This window comes from Pseudomonas sp. JAI115 (genome assembly GCF_014200835.1).
GTDB classification, from domain to species: Bacteria; Pseudomonadota; Gammaproteobacteria; order Pseudomonadales; family Pseudomonadaceae; genus Aquipseudomonas; species Aquipseudomonas putida_A.
On the sequence record NZ_JACHCY010000017.1, the window covers coordinates 36,276 to 53,355 of the forward strand.

At 61.7% G+C, this 17,080-nt stretch carries 15 protein-coding genes; 10 read left to right on the forward strand and 5 right to left on the reverse strand.

Annotated elements, in window-relative coordinates; genetic code table 11:
• The first annotated feature begins 4 nt into the window (after positions 1–4).
• Complete coding sequence (aroE, locus tag HDC30_RS25310) at positions 5–826, forward strand: shikimate dehydrogenase (protein WP_098966439.1); 822 nt, start codon at positions 5–7, stop codon at positions 824–826.
• A 90-nt stretch (positions 827–916) separates the two neighbouring features.
• On the opposite strand, the gene HDC30_RS25315 is transcribed toward aroE, so the two are convergent.
• From HDC30_RS25315 to betC, 3 genes are all read right to left on the reverse strand, one after another.
• Positions 917–2,485 (reverse strand): SulP family inorganic anion transporter, encoded by a 1,569-nt coding sequence (locus HDC30_RS25315; RefSeq protein ID WP_183785631.1) that lies wholly within the window; start codon positions 2,483–2,485, stop codon positions 917–919.
• A 254-nt stretch (positions 2,486–2,739) separates the two neighbouring features.
• Entirely contained in the window at positions 2,740–3,660 is a 921-nt protein-coding gene (gene choX, locus HDC30_RS25320) for a choline ABC transporter substrate-binding protein (protein WP_183785633.1), read from the reverse strand.
• Positions 3,661–3,675: 15 nt separating this feature from the next.
• Complete coding sequence (gene betC, locus HDC30_RS25325) at positions 3,676–5,190, reverse strand: choline-sulfatase (RefSeq protein ID WP_027610263.1); 1,515 nt, start codon at positions 5,188–5,190, stop codon at positions 3,676–3,678.
• A 114-nt stretch (positions 5,191–5,304) separates the two neighbouring features.
• On the opposite strand from betC, the gene HDC30_RS25330 reads away from it, so the two are divergent.
• Entirely contained in the window at positions 5,305–6,255 is a 951-nt protein-coding gene (locus HDC30_RS25330) for a choline sulfate utilization transcriptional regulator (RefSeq protein ID WP_027610262.1), read from the forward strand.
• Positions 6,256–6,259: 4 nt separating this feature from the next.
• On the opposite strand, the gene HDC30_RS25335 is transcribed toward HDC30_RS25330, so the two are convergent.
• Positions 6,260–6,922 (reverse strand): NAD(P)-dependent oxidoreductase, encoded by a 663-nt coding sequence (locus tag HDC30_RS25335; RefSeq protein ID WP_183785635.1) that lies wholly within the window; start codon positions 6,920–6,922, stop codon positions 6,260–6,262.
• 83 nt (positions 6,923–7,005) lie between these two features.
• On the opposite strand from HDC30_RS25335, the gene HDC30_RS25340 reads away from it, so the two are divergent.
• Positions 7,006–7,332, forward strand: a complete 327-nt coding sequence (locus HDC30_RS25340; RefSeq protein WP_096797621.1) for a DOPA 4,5-dioxygenase family protein — start codon at positions 7,006–7,008, stop codon at positions 7,330–7,332.
• Here HDC30_RS25340 and HDC30_RS25345 read toward each other — a convergent pair whose 3' ends face one another.
• A complete protein-coding gene (locus HDC30_RS25345; protein WP_027610259.1) occupies positions 7,333–7,734 on the reverse strand; it encodes a GFA family protein in 402 nt (133 codons plus the stop codon). It abuts the gene before it with no gap.
• Positions 7,735–8,057: 323 nt separating this feature from the next.
• Between HDC30_RS25345 and HDC30_RS25350 the strand changes: the two genes are divergently transcribed.
• The 7 genes from HDC30_RS25350 (at position 8,058) to HDC30_RS25380 (ending at position 17,080) form a co-directional block, all read left to right on the forward strand.
• Positions 8,058–9,365, forward strand: a complete 1,308-nt coding sequence (locus tag HDC30_RS25350) for a CitMHS family transporter (protein ID WP_007954069.1) — start codon at positions 8,058–8,060, stop codon at positions 9,363–9,365.
• A gap of 70 nt (positions 9,366–9,435) precedes the next feature.
• A complete protein-coding gene (locus HDC30_RS25355; protein WP_027610258.1) occupies positions 9,436–10,203 on the forward strand; it encodes a TerC family protein in 768 nt (255 codons plus the stop codon).
• A 441-nt stretch (positions 10,204–10,644) separates the two neighbouring features.
• Positions 10,645–12,303 (forward strand): Na/Pi cotransporter family protein, encoded by a 1,659-nt coding sequence (locus HDC30_RS25360; RefSeq protein WP_096797619.1) that lies wholly within the window; start codon positions 10,645–10,647, stop codon positions 12,301–12,303.
• Positions 12,304–12,466: 163 nt separating this feature from the next.
• Positions 12,467–13,858: a pitrilysin family protein gene (locus HDC30_RS25365; protein WP_115988535.1), complete on the forward strand. Its 1,392-nt coding sequence runs from the start codon at positions 12,467–12,469 to the stop codon at positions 13,856–13,858.
• 190 nt (positions 13,859–14,048) lie between these two features.
• Positions 14,049–15,077, forward strand: a complete 1,029-nt coding sequence (locus HDC30_RS25370; protein WP_096797617.1) for a DUF5924 family protein — start codon at positions 14,049–14,051, stop codon at positions 15,075–15,077.
• 54 nt (positions 15,078–15,131) lie between these two features.
• Positions 15,132–16,280 carry an ABC transporter permease gene (locus HDC30_RS25375; protein WP_150369927.1) on the forward strand — a complete coding sequence of 383 codons (1,149 nt, stop codon included), beginning with the start codon at positions 15,132–15,134 and terminating at the stop codon, positions 16,278–16,280.
• On the forward strand, positions 16,277–17,080 hold the full coding sequence (locus HDC30_RS25380) for an ABC transporter ATP-binding protein (RefSeq protein ID WP_095139754.1): 804 nt from the start codon (positions 16,277–16,279) through the stop codon (positions 17,078–17,080). Before HDC30_RS25375 ends, HDC30_RS25380 begins: the two co-directional genes overlap by 4 nt.

Below are 17,080 nucleotides of genomic sequence, written 5' to 3' on the forward strand. Positions count from 1 at the left end.
GCTGATGGATCGTTACGTCGTTTTCGGTAACCCGATCGGCCACAGCAAGTCGCCGATGATTCACAAACTGTTCGCCGAGCAGACCGGTCAGCGCCTCGACTACAGCACCCTGCTGGCGCCGCTTGACGACTTCAGTGCCTGCGCCATGGCGTTCTTCCAGGACGGTCGCGGCGCCAACGTCACGGTGCCGTTCAAGGAAGAGGCCTATCGCCTGGCGAACAGCCTGACCGCTCGCGCGCAGCGCGCTGGTGCGGTGAACACCTTGAGCAAACTGGTCGACGGTTCGCTGCTCGGCGACAACACCGACGGCGCCGGTCTGGTGCGCGACCTGACGGTGAATGCCGGTTTCAGCCTGACCGGCAAACGCATCCTGCTGCTCGGCGCTGGCGGCGCGGTGCGTGGCGCGCTGGAGCCGTTGCTGGCGGAGAAGCCGGCATCGGTGATTATTGCCAACCGCACGGTGGACAAGGCCGAGCTGCTGGCCGAGCTGTTCTGTGATCTGGGGCCGGTGTCGGCCAGTGGTTTCGACTGGTTGCAGGAGCCGGTGGACGTGATCATCAACGCCACCTCCGCCAGCCTCACCGGCGACGTGCCGCCGATTGCCGCGAGCCTGATCGAGCCGGGCCAGACCCTGTGCTACGACATGATGTACGGCAAAGAGCCGACCGCATTCTGCCGTTGGGCCAGCGAGCATGGCGCGGCGGTATCGATGGATGGTCTGGGGATGCTGGCTGAACAGGCGGCCGAGGCGTTTTTCCTGTGGCGCGGGGTGCGTCCGGATACGGCGCCGGTACTGGCCGAACTACGCCGCCAGTTGGCCCTTTAAAAGCTTCGCGAGCAAGCCCGCTCCCACATTTGATCGCATTCCAATGTGGGAGCTGGCTTGCTCGCGAATGGCCGCACCGCCGATCCTGGATCAATCCTCAAACCGGATCGGACACTTTTCCGGCCCTTCCAGCTTCCGCAACTCCTCCACCACCTGCGGCCGAGCCCGGCGCAGGGTCAGGCTGCGATCCTGACGCAGCAGGCGCCGCGCCTCCTGATGCAGCATCTCCACCCCCGAATAATCGATGAAGTTGATCTGCTGCGCCTCGATCACCACCCGCGTACCGTGCAGCCGTTGCAGGCGCACTTGCAGGTAATGGCTGGCGCCGAAGAAGATCGAGCCGCCGACCCGCAGTACGTCCTCCTCACCCTCGCGGGAATGCTGCACTCGCGGTTGCGAGGTGCGCTTGAGGTAGAAGAACAGCGACGCCAGCACCCCGGCATAGATCGCGGTCTGCAGTTCCAGTAGCAGCGTGGCGAGGCAGGTCAGCACCATGACCACGAACTCGGCGCGGCTGACCCGCAGCAACGAACGAATCCCGCGATGATCCACCAGGCCCCAGGCGATCAGCAGAATGCTCCCGGCCATCGCCGGAATGGGGATGTGTGAAATCAGCCCGGCGCCGAAAATCGCGAACAGCGCGACCCAGATCGCCGAAAAAACCCCGGCCAGCGGCGAACAGGCACCTGCCTCGTAACTCAGGCCTGAGCGGGTGAACGAACCGGCGGAGAGCGATCCGGAAAAGAACGCCCCGACAATATTCGACAAGCCCTGTGCGCGGACTTCCTGGTTGGCATCAAGCAACTGCTGCGAACGTGCAGCAATCGAACGGGCAATCGACAGGCTGGTGACCAGACCGAGCATGCCTACCGCCACGGCGCTCGGCAGCAAGCGCAGCACCAGATCGAGATCCAGCGGCAGCGCACTGAACGGTGGCAGGCGTCCGACAAAGGCGCTGACCAGATGCACGTGGCCGAACATCGCCGGCCATAACCACACCACTGCGCTGCCCAGCACCAGCGTTATCAACAGAGTCGGCCAGCGCGGCAGCAGTTGTCTGAGGACAAAACCGACCAGCACCGTGGCCAAACCCAACACCAGTGATGGTTTATCCACAACCCGCAGGTGCTGCAGCAGGTCCATCAGACTGGCCAGCGCCGTGGCTTTCGCCGGCAGATCCAGCCCCAGCAGATTCGGCAACTGGCCGATGGCGATCACCACCGCCGCGCCGAGGGTGAAGCCGAGCACCACCGAGTGCGAGACGAAATTCACCAAAGCGCCGAAGCGCAGCAACCCCAGCAGCCACTGAAAAATCCCCGCAAGGAAGGTCAGCAGCAGGATCAGCGTGATGTAGTCCTGTGACGCCGGCACAGCCAAGGGGCTGACGCTGGCATACAGCACAATCGAAATCGCCGCCGTTGGGCCGCAGATCAGGTGCCACGACGAACCCCACAGACAGGCAATCAGCACCGGGATGATCGCCGCATAGAGGCCGTATTCCGGCGGCAGGCCGGCGATCAGTGCGTAGGCGATCGACTGCGGCAACGCGAGAATCGCACCGCTCAGGCCAACGACCAGATCCCGGCCGACGCTGGCGCGGGTTTGCCGGGGCAGCCAGGTCAGGAAGGGAAAGAGTGAGTGGCGACTGGGCAGGGCCATGGGTCCTCGCGGGCGGGTTTTGTTCAAGGTTATCAGGGTGCCAGGGTAAAGGCCCTCACCCTAAGCCTCTCCCGGAGGGAGAGGGGACTGATCGAGGTGAAAGAGGGAAGTACGCCGACCTGAGATATCCAGTCGAACTCAGGTTCTGAACAACATAAAGATCGGCTCCCTTCCCCCTCGCCCCTTCTGGGGGAGAGGGCTGGGGTGAGGGGGCAAAAATCTCAAGCCGAGCAAAATTCAAAGCCACCCCACGGTCAAAGCTTTGCCTTTACAGCCGCCAAAGCATCCTTGCCATCCACGGTCTTCACCCCCTCCAGCCACTTGTCCAGCACCGCCGGATTGGCCTTGATCCACGCCTTCACCGCATCGGCATTGCTGACTTTCTTGTTCACCACCTCAGCCATGATGCTGTTCTCCATGTCCTGGGTGAACGTCAGGTTGGTCAGCAACTTGCCCACATTCGGGCAGGCCTCGGCGTAGCCTTTGCGCGTCAGGGTGTAGACGCTGCCGGTGTCGCCGAAATACTTCTCGCCGCCCTTGAGGTAATGCATTTTCAGCTGCACGTTCATCGGGTGCGGGGTCCAGCCGAGGAAGGTGACGAATTTCTGCTTCTTCACTGCCCGCGACACTTCGGCGAGCATCGCCTGTTCGCTGGATTCGATCAGCTTCCACTGGCCGAGGTCGAAGTCGTTCTTCTTGATGATTTCCTGCAGCGAGATGTTCGCTGGCGCACCGGAGCCGATGCCGTAGATTTTCTTGTCGAACTTGTCGGCGTATTTGTTCAGGTCGGCGAAGTCATGCACACCGGCATCCCACACATAATCCGGGACGGCCAGGGTGAACTCGGTGCCGTCGAGATTCTTCGCCAGTTGCGTGACGTCACCGGTGGCGACGAACTTGTCGTAGAAGCCCTGCTGCGCCGGCATCCAGTTGCCGAGGAACACATCCACCTGACCGTCCTTCAAACCGCCGAAGGTGATCGGCACCGCGAGGGTGTCGACCTTGGCCTTGTAGCCCATGCCGTCCAGCAGAAACCCGGTGATGGCGTTGGTCGCGGCGATGTCGCTCCAGCCCGGGTCGGCCATTTTCACCGTTTCGCAGCTTTGCTCGGCAAATGCCGAGGCGCTGGCCAGAGCCAGCAGGCCAATCGTCAGTGCTGTGGATAACTTGCGCATGGACTTCCCCTTACATTATTGGTTTTGGCAGGGTTGTGGATAACGGGCCTTGCGTTCCAGATCGTCGAGGTCGATGTGGTTGCGCATGTATTGCTGACTGGCATCCACCAGCGGCTGGTGATCCCAGCTCTTCAGCTTGCCGATGGTCAGGGCATCGGCGACAAAACGACGGCGACGCTGGCTGGCGAGCACCTCGCGGTGAATCGCCGGGATGTCCCACTTGGCCCGCGCTTCGGCGATAAAATCGTCGAACAGCTGGCGATGTTGCGGCGACTGGCTGAGTTCTTCGAGTTCACGCGGGTCGTTGTGTACATCGAAGAGTAGGCACGGGTCGCTTTCACTGTAGATAAATTTGTAGGCGCCGCGACGGATCATCATCAGCGGGCTGACCGTGCCCTCTGCCATGTACTCGCCGAACACTTCGTCGTGCCCGCCCTGCCCTTGCAGGTGCGTCAGCAGCGAGCGGCCGTCCAGCGGCAAGTTCGGCTCCAGGCTGCCGCCGGCCAGTTCAACGAAGGTCGGCAACAGGTCGGCGGTGGACACTGCCGCGCTAACCCGGCCAGCAGCGAACTGCCCCGGCGCACTGATCAGCAGCGGCACCCGTGCAGCCATCTCGAACCAGTGCATTTTGTACCAGAGGCCTTTCTCGCCGAGCATGTCACCGTGGTCGCCGGAGAACACGATGATGGTGTCATCGATCAGCCCGGTATCTTCGAGGGTTTGCAGAAGTTTGCCGACGTTGGCGTCGATATAGCTGCACGCGCCGAAGTACGCACGGCGCGCATCGCGAATCTTATCCACAGGCAGCGGCTTGTCCCACAGGTCATAGACCTTGAGCAGGCGCTGCGAGTGTGGATCGAGGGAATGTTGAACCGGGGTGCTCGGCAACGGGATGTCACCGTCGTCGTACAAATCCCAGAACGCCTTGGGAATGGTGTACGGGTCGTGTGGGTGAGTCATCGAAACGGTCAGGCAGAACGGCTGATCGCCGTCCTCGCGAATGTGATCGAACAGGTATTGCTGGGCCTTGAACACCACCTCTTCATCGAAGTCGAGCTGGTTGGTGCGCACGCACGGCCCGGCCTGCAGCACCGACGACATGTTGTGATACCAGCTCGGGCGCACGTCCGGCTCGTCCCAGTTCACCGCCCAGCCGTAGTCGGCCGGGTAGATGTCGCTGGTCAGGCGCTCTTCATAACCGTGCAACTGATCCGGGCCGCAGAAATGCATCTTGCCCGACAGCGCGGTGCGGTAACCGAGGCGACGCAGGTAGTGGGCGTAGGTCGGAATATCGGCAGGGAAATCGGCGGCGTTGTCGTAGGCGCCGATCTTGCTCGGTAACTGGCCGCTGACCAGAGTGAAACGCGACGGCGCGCACAGCGGACTGTTGCAGTAAGCGGCATCGAACACCACGCCCTGAGCGGCGAGGCGCGAAAGATTCGGCAGTTTGATTGGCGACGGGCCGTAGATTGGCAACATTGGCGCGGCCATTTGATCGGCCATGATGAAAAGAATGTTCTTGCGCTTCATGTGATCGCGGCATTCCATAGTGAATATTTATGCGACATTGCTGCGATCGAGCATGGAGTCCATGCCCCGTCCGGTAAAGCCTGCGCCGGACAATGACTAGGATAAGCACAGCTTATGTATGACGCCCTCGGCAACTTATCTCTCGACCTGTTACGCGCCTTCGAAGCGGCTGCACGCCATCGCAGTTTTACCGCCGCCGCGGTGGAGCTGGGCACTACGCAGCCGGCGATCAGCCAGCAGATCAAGCGTCTGGAAGAACAGCTGGGCGCGCGGTTGTTTGACCGGATCTATCGCGGTATTGAACTGACCGAGGGCGGCGCGATCCTGTTCGAGCAGGTTCAGCTCGGTTTGCAGAATATCGACGCAGGATTGAGTGCTATCAGTACGCAGCAACAACACGAGGTATTGCAAGTCGCCACCGATTTCGCCTTTGCCGCTTACTGGCTGATGCCACGCCTGCACCGCTTCCATGAAGCCAATCCGAACGTCGATGTCAGCTTGGTCACCAGCGAGCGCAACCACAACATGCTGCGCACCGACATCGATGTCGCGATCCTGTTCGGCGACGGGCGTTTCAAGCAGGGCGAAAGCCATTGGCTGTTTAGCGAGGAAGTGTTTCCGGTGTGCAGTCCGCAATTGCTCAAGGAGCGCGCCCTGCCCTTGCCCGCCCAGGCTTTGCTGGAGTTGCCGCTTCTGCATCTGCGCGGGGAAAACAGCAGCAACTGGTTTGACTGGAGCGGGCTGTTTCGCGAACTGGGCATCAGCACCCCGCCAGCACCGGGTCAATTACGTTTCGACAATTACACGCTGTTGATTCAAGCGGCGATTGGCGGTCAGGGCGTCGCGATCGGTTGGCGCCACCTTGTGGATAACTTGCTGAGCCAGGGCTTGCTGTGTCGGCCGATCGCCGAGACCACGTTGTCGCGCCTCGGTTATTACGTGGTGCTGCCGCAACGCAAACGCCGGGGCGCGTTGATTCAGCAGTTTGTCGACTGGTTGATGGCCGAGCAGGCCAGCAGCGCCGAATCTCTCGCCGGGGTAGCGTTACCGTCGATTGCGGTTTGAAGGCTCAGCCAGTTGCGGCGACAAAATTCACATGCTGCCCCACATGCAGATTCAACCGCAGCTCATCGGCAATCCCCACCGCGACCCGGTTCAGCCGTTCCAGCGGCTCCGCCAGCCCCGGCTCCAGATTGCCGCCCACCTGACTGAAATGCTCAATGGTCAGCCCCGCCACCCCGTGCGGCGCATTCACTAGCGTCCACTGCAATGGGCTGCTTTGCAGGGCTTCACGGATTTCTTCGGCGGCGTGGCGTTGCAGCCCGTCGTCCAGATCTGGCTCGTCGAGCACGGCAAAATTCCCCACCAGGAACAACCGTGACACGTTGGCCGCTTGCAAGCCGTCGACCAACGCATCGACTGCTAAAACCTGTTCCACCGGCCCAAGCACTACGGATCTTTCTACATGGTCGCTGCTGAAAGGCAGGCCCGGTGCGTCTAGCAGACAGATCACTGCCGAGCTGCCGGCTACGCTTTGGTTGACCCGTTCGGCATCGAACAGATCGCCGCTTTTGGTGCGCAGGCCCGGACGCGGTGCGAGTACATTCAGATCGTCGAGAATGGCGATGACTTCGTGCTGACGGCGCAGCATTTCAGCCATCAACGCACCGCCCAGGCTGGCCATGGCACCATAGAGCACCACTTTCACCGTCGGGGTTTCGGCATTTTTCATGGCTGATTCCTTTTTGTTGTCCCTCGTATGGCGTGTGACACGCAGCCTGCGCCGAGGGTTCGAACCGAGTCAGAGGCTTTCAGATGCACGCAATCAATGGCTATCACGCCCACGTCTATTTCGACGCTGACTCAATTGATCAGGCGCGCGCTTTGTGTGAACAGGCGGCGCAGTTGTTTCCTCTGAAGATGGGGCGCGTCCATGAGCGCCCGGTCGGCCCGCATCCAGACTGGAGCTGCCAGTTGGCTTTCGGCCCGGAGCTGATCGGTGAGGTGTTGCCGTGGCTGGCGCTCAATCGCAAGGGGCTGGTGGTGTTTTTGCACCCCGACACTGGCGATGATTTGCTCGATCACACCGAGCACGCGATCTGGATGGGCGCGATACGGCCGCTGGATCTGTCTATTTTTTGATCAAAGGGTTTCTTCGGGCTCGCCCGGCAGATGCTCGTCGAGATGCAGCCAGGGCAATTGGCTGTCGGTCCAGATATGCCGCTCGGCTGGTGCCAACTCCGGGTGATCCAGTGTGGCGATGGTCACATCGATGCTCGCGGGACTGAGTTGCGTCACCAGCGCCAGCTGCGCGCCACAACGTGGACAGAAATACCGCGCGCAACTGCTCGACGAGTCATAGCGCGTTGGCGTCCCCGCCAGCCAATGAAAGCTGGCTGCCGGAACCGTGATCCACGTGGTGACAATCCCACCGCTGACTTTGCGGCAGATCGAGCAGTGGCAGTGGGCAATGTCCTGCAATGGCCCGCTGAACTGATAGCGGATGTGTCCGCAGTGGCAGCCACCGCTGTGCACTTCTTCCATGTCCCTGCCCTCCCGTCCCCGAAATGATTGACTCTAGCCGCATCCGACAGCCGGTTGGCCATTCGCCTGAAGCTTTCGTCAGCGAAAGGTAGCTGAAAGGTTGCCCGATTAGGATCGCCGCCACTACCGGCAACAGACCGGTTGGCCAACGCGTGTGATCGCTCGCATGTCAGGCCCAATTAACAACAACAATGGTGATTCTGATGTCCTCTGTAGCCCGCCTTCTCGCTGAAACTCCGCCCGTACGTCTCGTGCTTCCCGTTCTGCGCTGATCCCTTCCGATCCGCTCACTCAATTAGCCGCGCTACGCCTGGAGTAATCCCATGCTGACTTTCCTTGGCTTTGCCATGGTCATCACGTTCATGTTCCTGATCATGACCAAGCGCCTGTCTGCGCTGATCGCCCTGATCATCATCCCGATCCTGTTCGCCCTGTTCGGTGGTTTCGCGCCGAAGATCGGCCCGATGATGCTCGAAGGCATTACCAAGCTTGCGCCGACCGGCGTGATGCTGATGTTCGCCATTCTATACTTCGCCCTGATGATCGACTCCGGCCTGTTCGACCCGGCCGTGCGCAAGATCCTCAAACTGGTCAAGGGCGACCCGTTGAAAGTTTCGGTCGGTACCGCCGTGCTGGCGCTCGTCGTTTCCCTCGATGGTGACGGCGCGACCACTTACATGATCTGCGTGGCCGCCATGCTGCCGCTGTACAGCCGCATCGGCATGAGCCCGCGGATCATGGCCGGTCTGATCATCCTCGCCGGTGGCGTGATGAACATGACCCCGTGGGGCGGCCCGACCGCCCGTGCCGCCAGTGCGCTGCATGTCGACCCGTCGGACATCTTCGTGCCGATGATCCCGGCGATGGCTGCCGGTGTGGTGGCGATCCTGATCATTGCCTACTTCTACGGCAAACGTGAACGTGCGCGTCTGGGCGAGCTGCACCTGATCGGCGACGAAATCGATCACAGTGAAATCAGCGTCTCGCAATTCCCCGATGCCCGTCGTCCGAAGCTGATCTGGTTCAACGGCCTGTTGACCCTGGCGCTGATGTGCACCCTGATCGCCGGCCTGCTGCCGCTGCCGGTGTTGTTCATGGTGGCGTTCAGTATCGCGATGATCGTCAACTACCCGTGCCTGCAAATGCAGAAGGACCGGGTTGCGGCTCACGCCGGCAGCGTGCTGTCGGTGGTCAGTCTGATTTTCGCTGCGGGTATCTTCACCGGTATCCTGTCCGGAACCGGCATGGTCGACGCCATGTCGAAAAGTCTGCTGGCAGTGATTCCGGACTTCCTCGGCCCGTACCTGGCGGTGATCACGGCGCTGGTGAGCATGCCGTTCACATTCTTCATGTCGAACGACGCGTTCTACTACGGCGTATTGCCGGTGCTCTCCGAAGCGGCCAGCCATTACGGCATCACCGCAGTGGAAATGGCCCGTGCCTCGATCGTCGGTCAGCCCGTCCACTTGCTCAGCCCGCTGGTGCCGTCGACGTACCTGCTGGTGGCGCTGGCCGGTATCGAGTTCGGTGACCACCAGCGTTTCACCCTGAAGTGGGCAGTGCTGGTCTGCCTGTGCATACTGGTGGCCGCCTTGCTGCTGGGGACGTTCCCGCTGTTCAGCACGTTGTAACGGCATTCACTCACCATGACGCCAGCTGCTTGCTGGCGTCATGGTTTAACACTCGCTCAAAGGAATACACATGGATTGGCTGACCAACCCCGAAATCTGGGTTGCCTTCTTTACCCTGACCGCCCTGGAAATCGTTCTGGGCATCGATAACATCATCATGATTTCGATCCTGGTCAGCCGCATGCCCAAGCACATGCAGCAGCGCACGCGGATCTTCGGCCTGGGCCTGGCGATGATCACGCGGATCCTGTTGCTGCTGTCGATCACCTGGGTCATGCGCCTCACCGCCGACCTGTTCGTGGTGTTCGGCCAGGGCATTTCCGGTCGCGACCTGATCCTGTTCTTCGGTGGCCTGTTCCTGCTGTGGAAGAGCTCGCAGGAGATGTACCACGCGCTGGAAGGCGAAGACGAAAGCGGCGACGAGCCTTCGGGCAAGGGCGGCAACTTCCTTTACACGATCATTCAGATCGCGATCATCGACATCGTGTTCTCGCTGGACTCGGTAATCACTGCCGTCGGCATGGTCTCCCATGTGCCGGTGATGGTCGCGGCAATCGTCGTCGCCGTGCTGGTGATGATGGCGGCCTCGGGCAAGATCAGCGAGTTCATCGACAAGCACCCGTCGCTGAAGATGCTGGCGCTGTCGTTCCTGCTGGTGGTCGGTACCGTACTGATCGCCGAGTCGTTCGACGTGCATGTGCCGAAAGGCTACGTCTACTTCGCCATGGCGTTCTCGCTGGCGGTGGAAGCGATCAACATCAAACTGCGCGGCGCGATGGCCCGGAAGAAACAGCAGCAGGATCCGGTGAAACTGCGCAAGGATGTTCCGGGGCAATAACCCGGTAGTCCAGCAACACGCAACACCCCTTGTGGGAGCGGGCTTGCTCGCGAAGGCGGCGTGTCAGTCGACGATGATGTTGGCTGACCCAGCGCTTTCGCGAGCAAGCCCGCTCCCACAGTTGTTTAGGGCTACTGAAGAATCCGGGGCAGCCGTAATACCTGTAGGAGTGAGCCTGCTCGCGATAGCGGTCCGTCAGTCAGCAACGATGTTGAAGCTGGTCGCCCTATCGCGAGCAGGCTCACTCCTACAGGGGACCGCGTTGATTTCAGATGAGGTGGATGAACCTGTTTTCATGACACTTTTGTTTCAATCCGCACTTTAGCTGTGCAATGCTGGCGCCCAGTCCGTTAGCCAACTACAGCTTAAGTATCAAAACGTAGAAACCGCGCGGTACCGTCAACTTGCCCCTTTGGGGCGCTGCTACTACAGGGGGTCTGCATGCTCACCCTGCTCAATTTGCTGTCTGCCGTGGCCCTGCTGATCTGGGGCACGCACATCGTCCGAACCGGCATCCTGCGGGTGTACGGCACCAATCTGCGCCATGTGATCGGCCAGAACATGTCCAAACGCTGGCTCGCGTTCGTCGCCGGCATCGTCGTGACTGCGATGGTGCAGAGCAGCAACGCCACGGCCATGCTCGTCACCTCCTTCGTTGGTCAGGGCTTGATGGCGCTGACCCCGGCGCTGGCGACCATGCTTGGCGCCGACGTCGGTACCGCGCTGATGGCGCGGGTGCTGACGTTCGACCTGTCGTGGCTGTCGCCGCTGCTGATTTTCCTCGGAGTGATTTTCTTTCTGTCGCGCAAACAGACGCGGCTCGGGCAGATGGGCCGGGTCAGCATCGGTCTGGGGCTGATCATTCTCGCGCTGCAACTGATCGTCGAGGCCGCCGCACCGATTACCCACGCCCAAGGGGTGAAGGTGATCTTTGCTTCGCTGACCGGCGACATCCTCCTCGACGCCTTGGTCGGCGCGCTGTTCGCGATGATTTCCTACTCCAGCCTCGCCGCCGTGCTGCTGACCGCGACGCTGGCCGGCGCCAGCGTGATCAGCCTGCCGGTGGCGATCGGCCTGGTGATCGGCGCCAACATCGGCAGTGGCGTGCTGGCGTTCATGAGCACCAGCATGCAGAACGCCGCCGGGCGGCAAGTGGCGCTGGGCAGCCTGCTGTACAAGTTGATCGGCCTGCTGCTGATCATCCCGGTGCTCGATCCGCTGGTGCACTGGATGGACGGCCTGGATTTCAGCCCGCAGGAAATGGTCATCGGCTTCCACTTGCTCTACAACACCGCGCGCTGCCTGATCCTGCTGCCCAGTGTTTCGCCGATGGCACGCCTGTGTGCCTGGCTGCTGCCGGAGCGCCCGGAGGTCAACGGCACCGCCAAGCCGCGGCATCTCGATGCGACGGCGCTGGTCACCCCGAGCCTGGCGCTGGCCAACGCCGCCCGCGAGACCCTGCGCATGGGCGACCTGATCGACAACATGCTCGACGCGATGCTCGATGTGCTGCGCGGCAAGCAGACCGCCATTACCCAGGAAATGCGCCGACTGACCGATGACGTCGAAGCGCTGTACAGCGCGATCAAGCTGTATCTGGCGCAAATGCCCCGCGAGGATCTCGGCGAACAGGACAGTCGGCGCTGGGCAGAGACCATCGAATTGGCGATCAACCTGAAACTGGCCAGCGACCTGATCGAACGCATGCTGCGCAAGGTGCAGCAGCAGAAGACCTCCCAGCGTCGGTCGTTTTCCGAAGAAGGCCTGGAGGATCTGGCCGGGCTGCATCAGCAATTGATCGCCAACCTGCGCCTGGGCCTGTCAGTGTTCCTCAGCGGCGACAAGGAAAGCGCCCGTCAGCTGTTGCGCGAGAAACGTCGCTTTCGCGCACAGGAACGGCGTCTGGCCCATGCCCATGTCAGCCGTTTGCAACGTAAGATCGTGCAGAGTCTGGAAACCAGTTCGCTGCATCTGGAGCTGATTGCGGATATGAAACGCTTGAATTCGCTGTTTTGCAGCAGTGCTTATGTGGTGCTGGAAACGGCGGATACCGGGGCACTGGAAGCGGATGATATTGCCGACATTACGCATTCGCCTTGAACGTCTGGGGCTGGGGTCAGTCAGTAACATTGATTCAGCCGCAAGATATTCGCGAGCAGGCTCGCTCCCACAGGGAATGAATTTCAAGGTGGGAGCGAGCCTGCTCGCGAAAGCGGCCTGAATAGCGACACGGATCTCCAAATCAGCCGTATGGAAGCCTGTTATGCGTTGCCTGTTGTTCGCCTGTCTGTTGCTCGGTTCCCTGCCCGTCTTCGCCGTTGATCGCTTTCAGGTCGAAGGCTACGCGCTGCCCAACGGTTTGCAGCTGTTGCTCAAGCCCGGCACCGAGCGCGGGCATGTGGCGATTCGTCTGGTGGTGGGCGTCGGTCTCGACGATTTCGACTGCGATGAAAAAGAGCTGCCGCACCTGCTTGAGCACCTGCTGTTCAGCGGCGTCGATGCCACCGGCGAAGGCGGCCTCGAGGAGCGCATGCAGGCGCTGGGCGGTGAGTGGAACGCGTTTACCAGCAACGCCGACACCACGTTCGTCATCGAAGCCCCGGCGAAGAACCAGCGCAAGGTCCTCGACCTGTTGCTCGACCTTTTGACCCAGACCCGCATCGACGACAACGCGATCAACGCCGCCAAGCGTGTGGTCGAGCGCGAGGACGGCGGCCACTACACGCGCCTGCAACGCTTTCTCGACCGCCAGGATCTGGGTCACACCGCGAGCAATCAACTGGCCGTGGAATTGGGCCTGAAATGCCCGCAGCGGGCCGAGGTCGGTCACCTGACCCAGAAGCAACTGGAGAAGGTGCGCAAGACCTGGTACGCGCCGAACAACATGACCCTGATCGTCGTCGGTGAACTCGACAAACTGCTGCCGGCCTATCTGGAACGCACCTGGGGCGCGCTTGAAGCGGTGGACCCGGCGGAGCACCGTGAGCTGCCGGACATCCGCACCAGCGCCGCCCATGAACGCACCCTCACCCGTGGCTTCATCGGCGACAGCGCCAAGTTGCACTGGCTGGTGCCGGAGCCGATGCTCGACGATCAGTACGACGAGACCTTCGACATCCTCAAGGACTACCTCGACTGGGCGCTGTACCGGCAGATTCGCCTGAATCACGGCCTGTCCTACGGGCCATGGGCCGAGCGTGAAGTGTTTGGCGGGGTCGGCTTCATGAGCCTCAACGCTGACGTGGATCGCGATGACCTCGCCGAAGCCCAACAGGTGCTGGAAGACCTCAAGGCCGACCTGCTGAAAAACGGCCTCGACCCGGACACCTTCGCCCGGATCAAACAAGCCGCCATCGCCCATCAGGCCTGGGCGGTACAGGGCAACAGTGCCATGGCGGATTACTACTGGAGCGCGCTGGGCGATTACGAGGACGGGCGCTTTGCCAACCCGGCCCGGGAGCTGCAAGGCGTGACCCTGGAAACGGCAAACAAGGCCATGCGCGAGTTGCTGTTGCAACCGGGATATCTGCGGATCGAGAAGCCGTTGCTTAGTGATGATGAAGTATTGTGGCTGATTGCCGGTGGTCTCGGGGTTCTGCTGTTGATCCTGATCGGCTGGCGCCTGCATCACCGCCGAAAACCCGCCGAACACTGACCCTGTGGGAGCGAGCCTGCTCGCGAAGGCGTCGTATCAGTTGATGCAATGTTGTATGACCCACCGCCTTCGCGAGCAGGCTCGCTCCCACAGGGATCTGTGGTGATTTTACTGACCGGGAGCCTCGCCACGTCGCCCGGCGGACGGTACTCTGTCGAGGTTTTTTCCTACTCAGTCGTGAACCGCCAACATGCAGAAAATCCCCCTCCTGATCCAGCGCATTCTCGAGCTGATGAAGCGCTATCCCGGGGTGATTGCGCTTGGCGGTTTCATCTCCGGGGTCGGCAGTTTCATTCTGGTCGATCGCCAGCAGGGACTGGCGAGCTGGATCACCATCATCATGCTGCTGAGCTGGATCTGGCTGATGCTGGAGAACACCCTGACCGGCCTGTTCACGCGCATCTTCAAGCGGGAGATCCCCCAGCCGCTGCTGCGTTACGCGACGCAGATGATCCATCAGGAAAGCCTGTTTTTCGTCCTGCCGTTCTTCTTCATCACCACTACGTGGAACAGCGGCCAACTGATCTTCACCGGCCTGCTGTGCATCGCCGCGTTGATTTCGATTGTCGATCCGCTCTATTACAAATGGCTGGCGCCACGGCGCTGGGCGTTTCTCGCGCTGCACACCCTGACCCTGTTCGCCGCCCTGCTCACCGCGCTGCCGGTGATCATGCACCTGACCACCGCGCAGAGTTTCAAATGGGCGCTGGGCACGGCGGTGGTGTTGTCGTTCCCGAGTCTGGCGTCGATCTTCCCGATCCGCACCGTGCGCAACGCGTTGGCCATTCTGTGCATCACCTTCGGCATTGGCGCGGTCGGCTGGACGCTGCGCTCGTGGGTGCCGCCGGCGACGCTGTGGATGACCGACGTGGCGATCAGCACTCAGTTGCAGGATCGCACCCCGGGCGACAGCCTCGAACAGGTCAGCGCCGAGCAGATCCGCAACGGCGGTCTCTACGCCTACACCGCAATCAACGCGCCGCGCGGGCTGGATGAGCGGATCTACCACGTGTGGCAGTTCGACGGCAAAGAGGTCGACCGCATCGCTCTCGATATCCACGGCGGGCGTAAGGAAGGTTACCGGGCGTGGACGCACAAGCAGAACTTCCCCGGCAACCCGGCGGGCAAGTGGCAGGTGCGGGTGCTGACTGAAGATGGTCAGGTGATCGGCGTGTTGCGTTTCGAAGTGACAGACAGCACAGCGATCAAAGAAAAGTAATCCGGTTCGTGCTATTACGTTAGTTCGCTTAATAGCCGGACAAGCACGGAGCTTATGATCAGCAGCTCAATGAGCGGTAATGCCCAGCTGGACACGTCAATCAGCCCTGCCCGCCTGCGGGTTTCCGGGGACTGGACGCTTGCCCATTACGCCGACCTCAAGCACCTGACCGAAAAACTGACCGGCCAGTACGACGCCAATACCGTGGTCGACCTCAACAGCCTCGGTGCGCTCGACACTGCGGGCGCTTCGTTGCTGGTGGAGCTGCTCGGTTCCGAGCGTCTGGGCAAATCCGCCGAACACCCCGACTGCACGATTTCCCAGGCCGACCGCGCGTTGCTGCAAACGGTGTATCGCTCGCTGACCGACTTCTGCGTGCCGATCAAGGAGCCGGAAGTCAGCGTCAGCGTGCAACTGCTGACCCGCATCGGGCGCGCGGTGGAAACGGTCTGGCAGGACACCCTGCAAGTGCTGGGTTTCATCGGCCTGATCCTCGAAACCATCGCCCGCAACCTGTTGCGCCCCAAGCGCTGGCGCATCACCCCCGTCGTCGCCCACATCGAACAGACCGGCCTCGACGCCGCGCCGATCGTGGCGCTGCTGACTTTTCTGGTCGGCGCGGTGGTGGCGTTTCTCGGCGCCACGGTGCTGGCCAGTTTCGGCGCGACGATCTTTACCGTTGATCTGGTGGGCTTCTCCTTCCTGCGTGAGTTCGGTGTGTTGCTCACCGCGATCCTGATGGCCGGGCGCACCGCCAGTGCGTTCACCGCGCAGATCGGCTCGATGAAGGCCAACGAGGAGATCGACGCGATCCGCACCCTCGGCCTCGACCCGATGGAGCTGCTGGTGGTGCCGCGCGTGTTGGCGATGCTGGTGGCGCTGCCGATGCTGACGTTTCTGGCGATGCTCTGCGGGATCATCGGCGGTGGCGTGGTGTGCGCGGTGTCGCTGGGGATTTCGCCGGCGATGTTTCTCTCGCTGCTGCAGAGCGACATCGGTATTCAGCACTTTCTGGTCGGCCTGGTGAAAGCGCCGGTCTTTGCCTTCCTGATCGCCACGATCGGTTGTCTGGAAGGCTTCAAGGTCAGCGGCAGCGCCGAATCGGTCGGCGCCCACACTACGTCTGCCGTGGTGCAGTCGATTTTCGTGGTGATCGTGCTCGATGCGGTGGCTGCGCTGTTTTTCATGGAGATGGGCTGGTGAGTCGTCTACCCCGCGCGCCCTCGGAGGCGGTGATCGAAGTCCGTGGCCTGTGCAATCGCTTTGGCAGCCAGAGCGTGCACGAGAATCTCGATCTGGATTTGTACAAGGGCGAAATCCTCGCCGTGGTCGGCGGCTCCGGCAGCGGTAAATCGGTACTGTTGCGCAGCATTGTCGGTCTGCGTCGGCCCAGCGAAGGCAACGTGAAGGTGTTCGGGCAAAACCTGCCGAGCCTGTCCGAGCATGAGCGTTCGCTGGTCGAGCGGCGCTTTGGTGTTCTGTTCCAGAAAGGCGCGCTGTTCTCCTCGCTGACGGTGACCGAAAACGTCGCCCTGCCGCTGATCGAACACGCCGGCCTGAGCCGCCACGACGCCGAGCATCTGGCGGCGGTGAAGCTGGCGCTGGCCGGGCTGCCGCTGTCGGCGGCGGACAAATACCCGGCCTCGCTGTCCGGCGGGATGATCAAGCGCGCTGCGCTGGCGCGGGCTCTGGCGCTGGACCCGGACATCCTGTTTCTCGACGAACCCACCGCCGGCCTCGATCCGATTGGCGCGGCGCAGTTCGATCAACTGATCCTGACCCTGCGCGATGCGCTGGGCCTGAGTGTGTTTCTGGTGACCCACGACCTCGACACGCTCTACACCATCACCGACCGGGTGGCGGTGCTGGCGCAGAAGAAGGTGCTGGTGGCCGGCCCTATCGATGTGGTGTCGGAAACCGATGACGCGTGGATTCACGAATACTTCCACGGCCCGCGTGGCCGCTCGGCGCTGGACGCCGCCAAATTGCTCAACGAGGTCTGA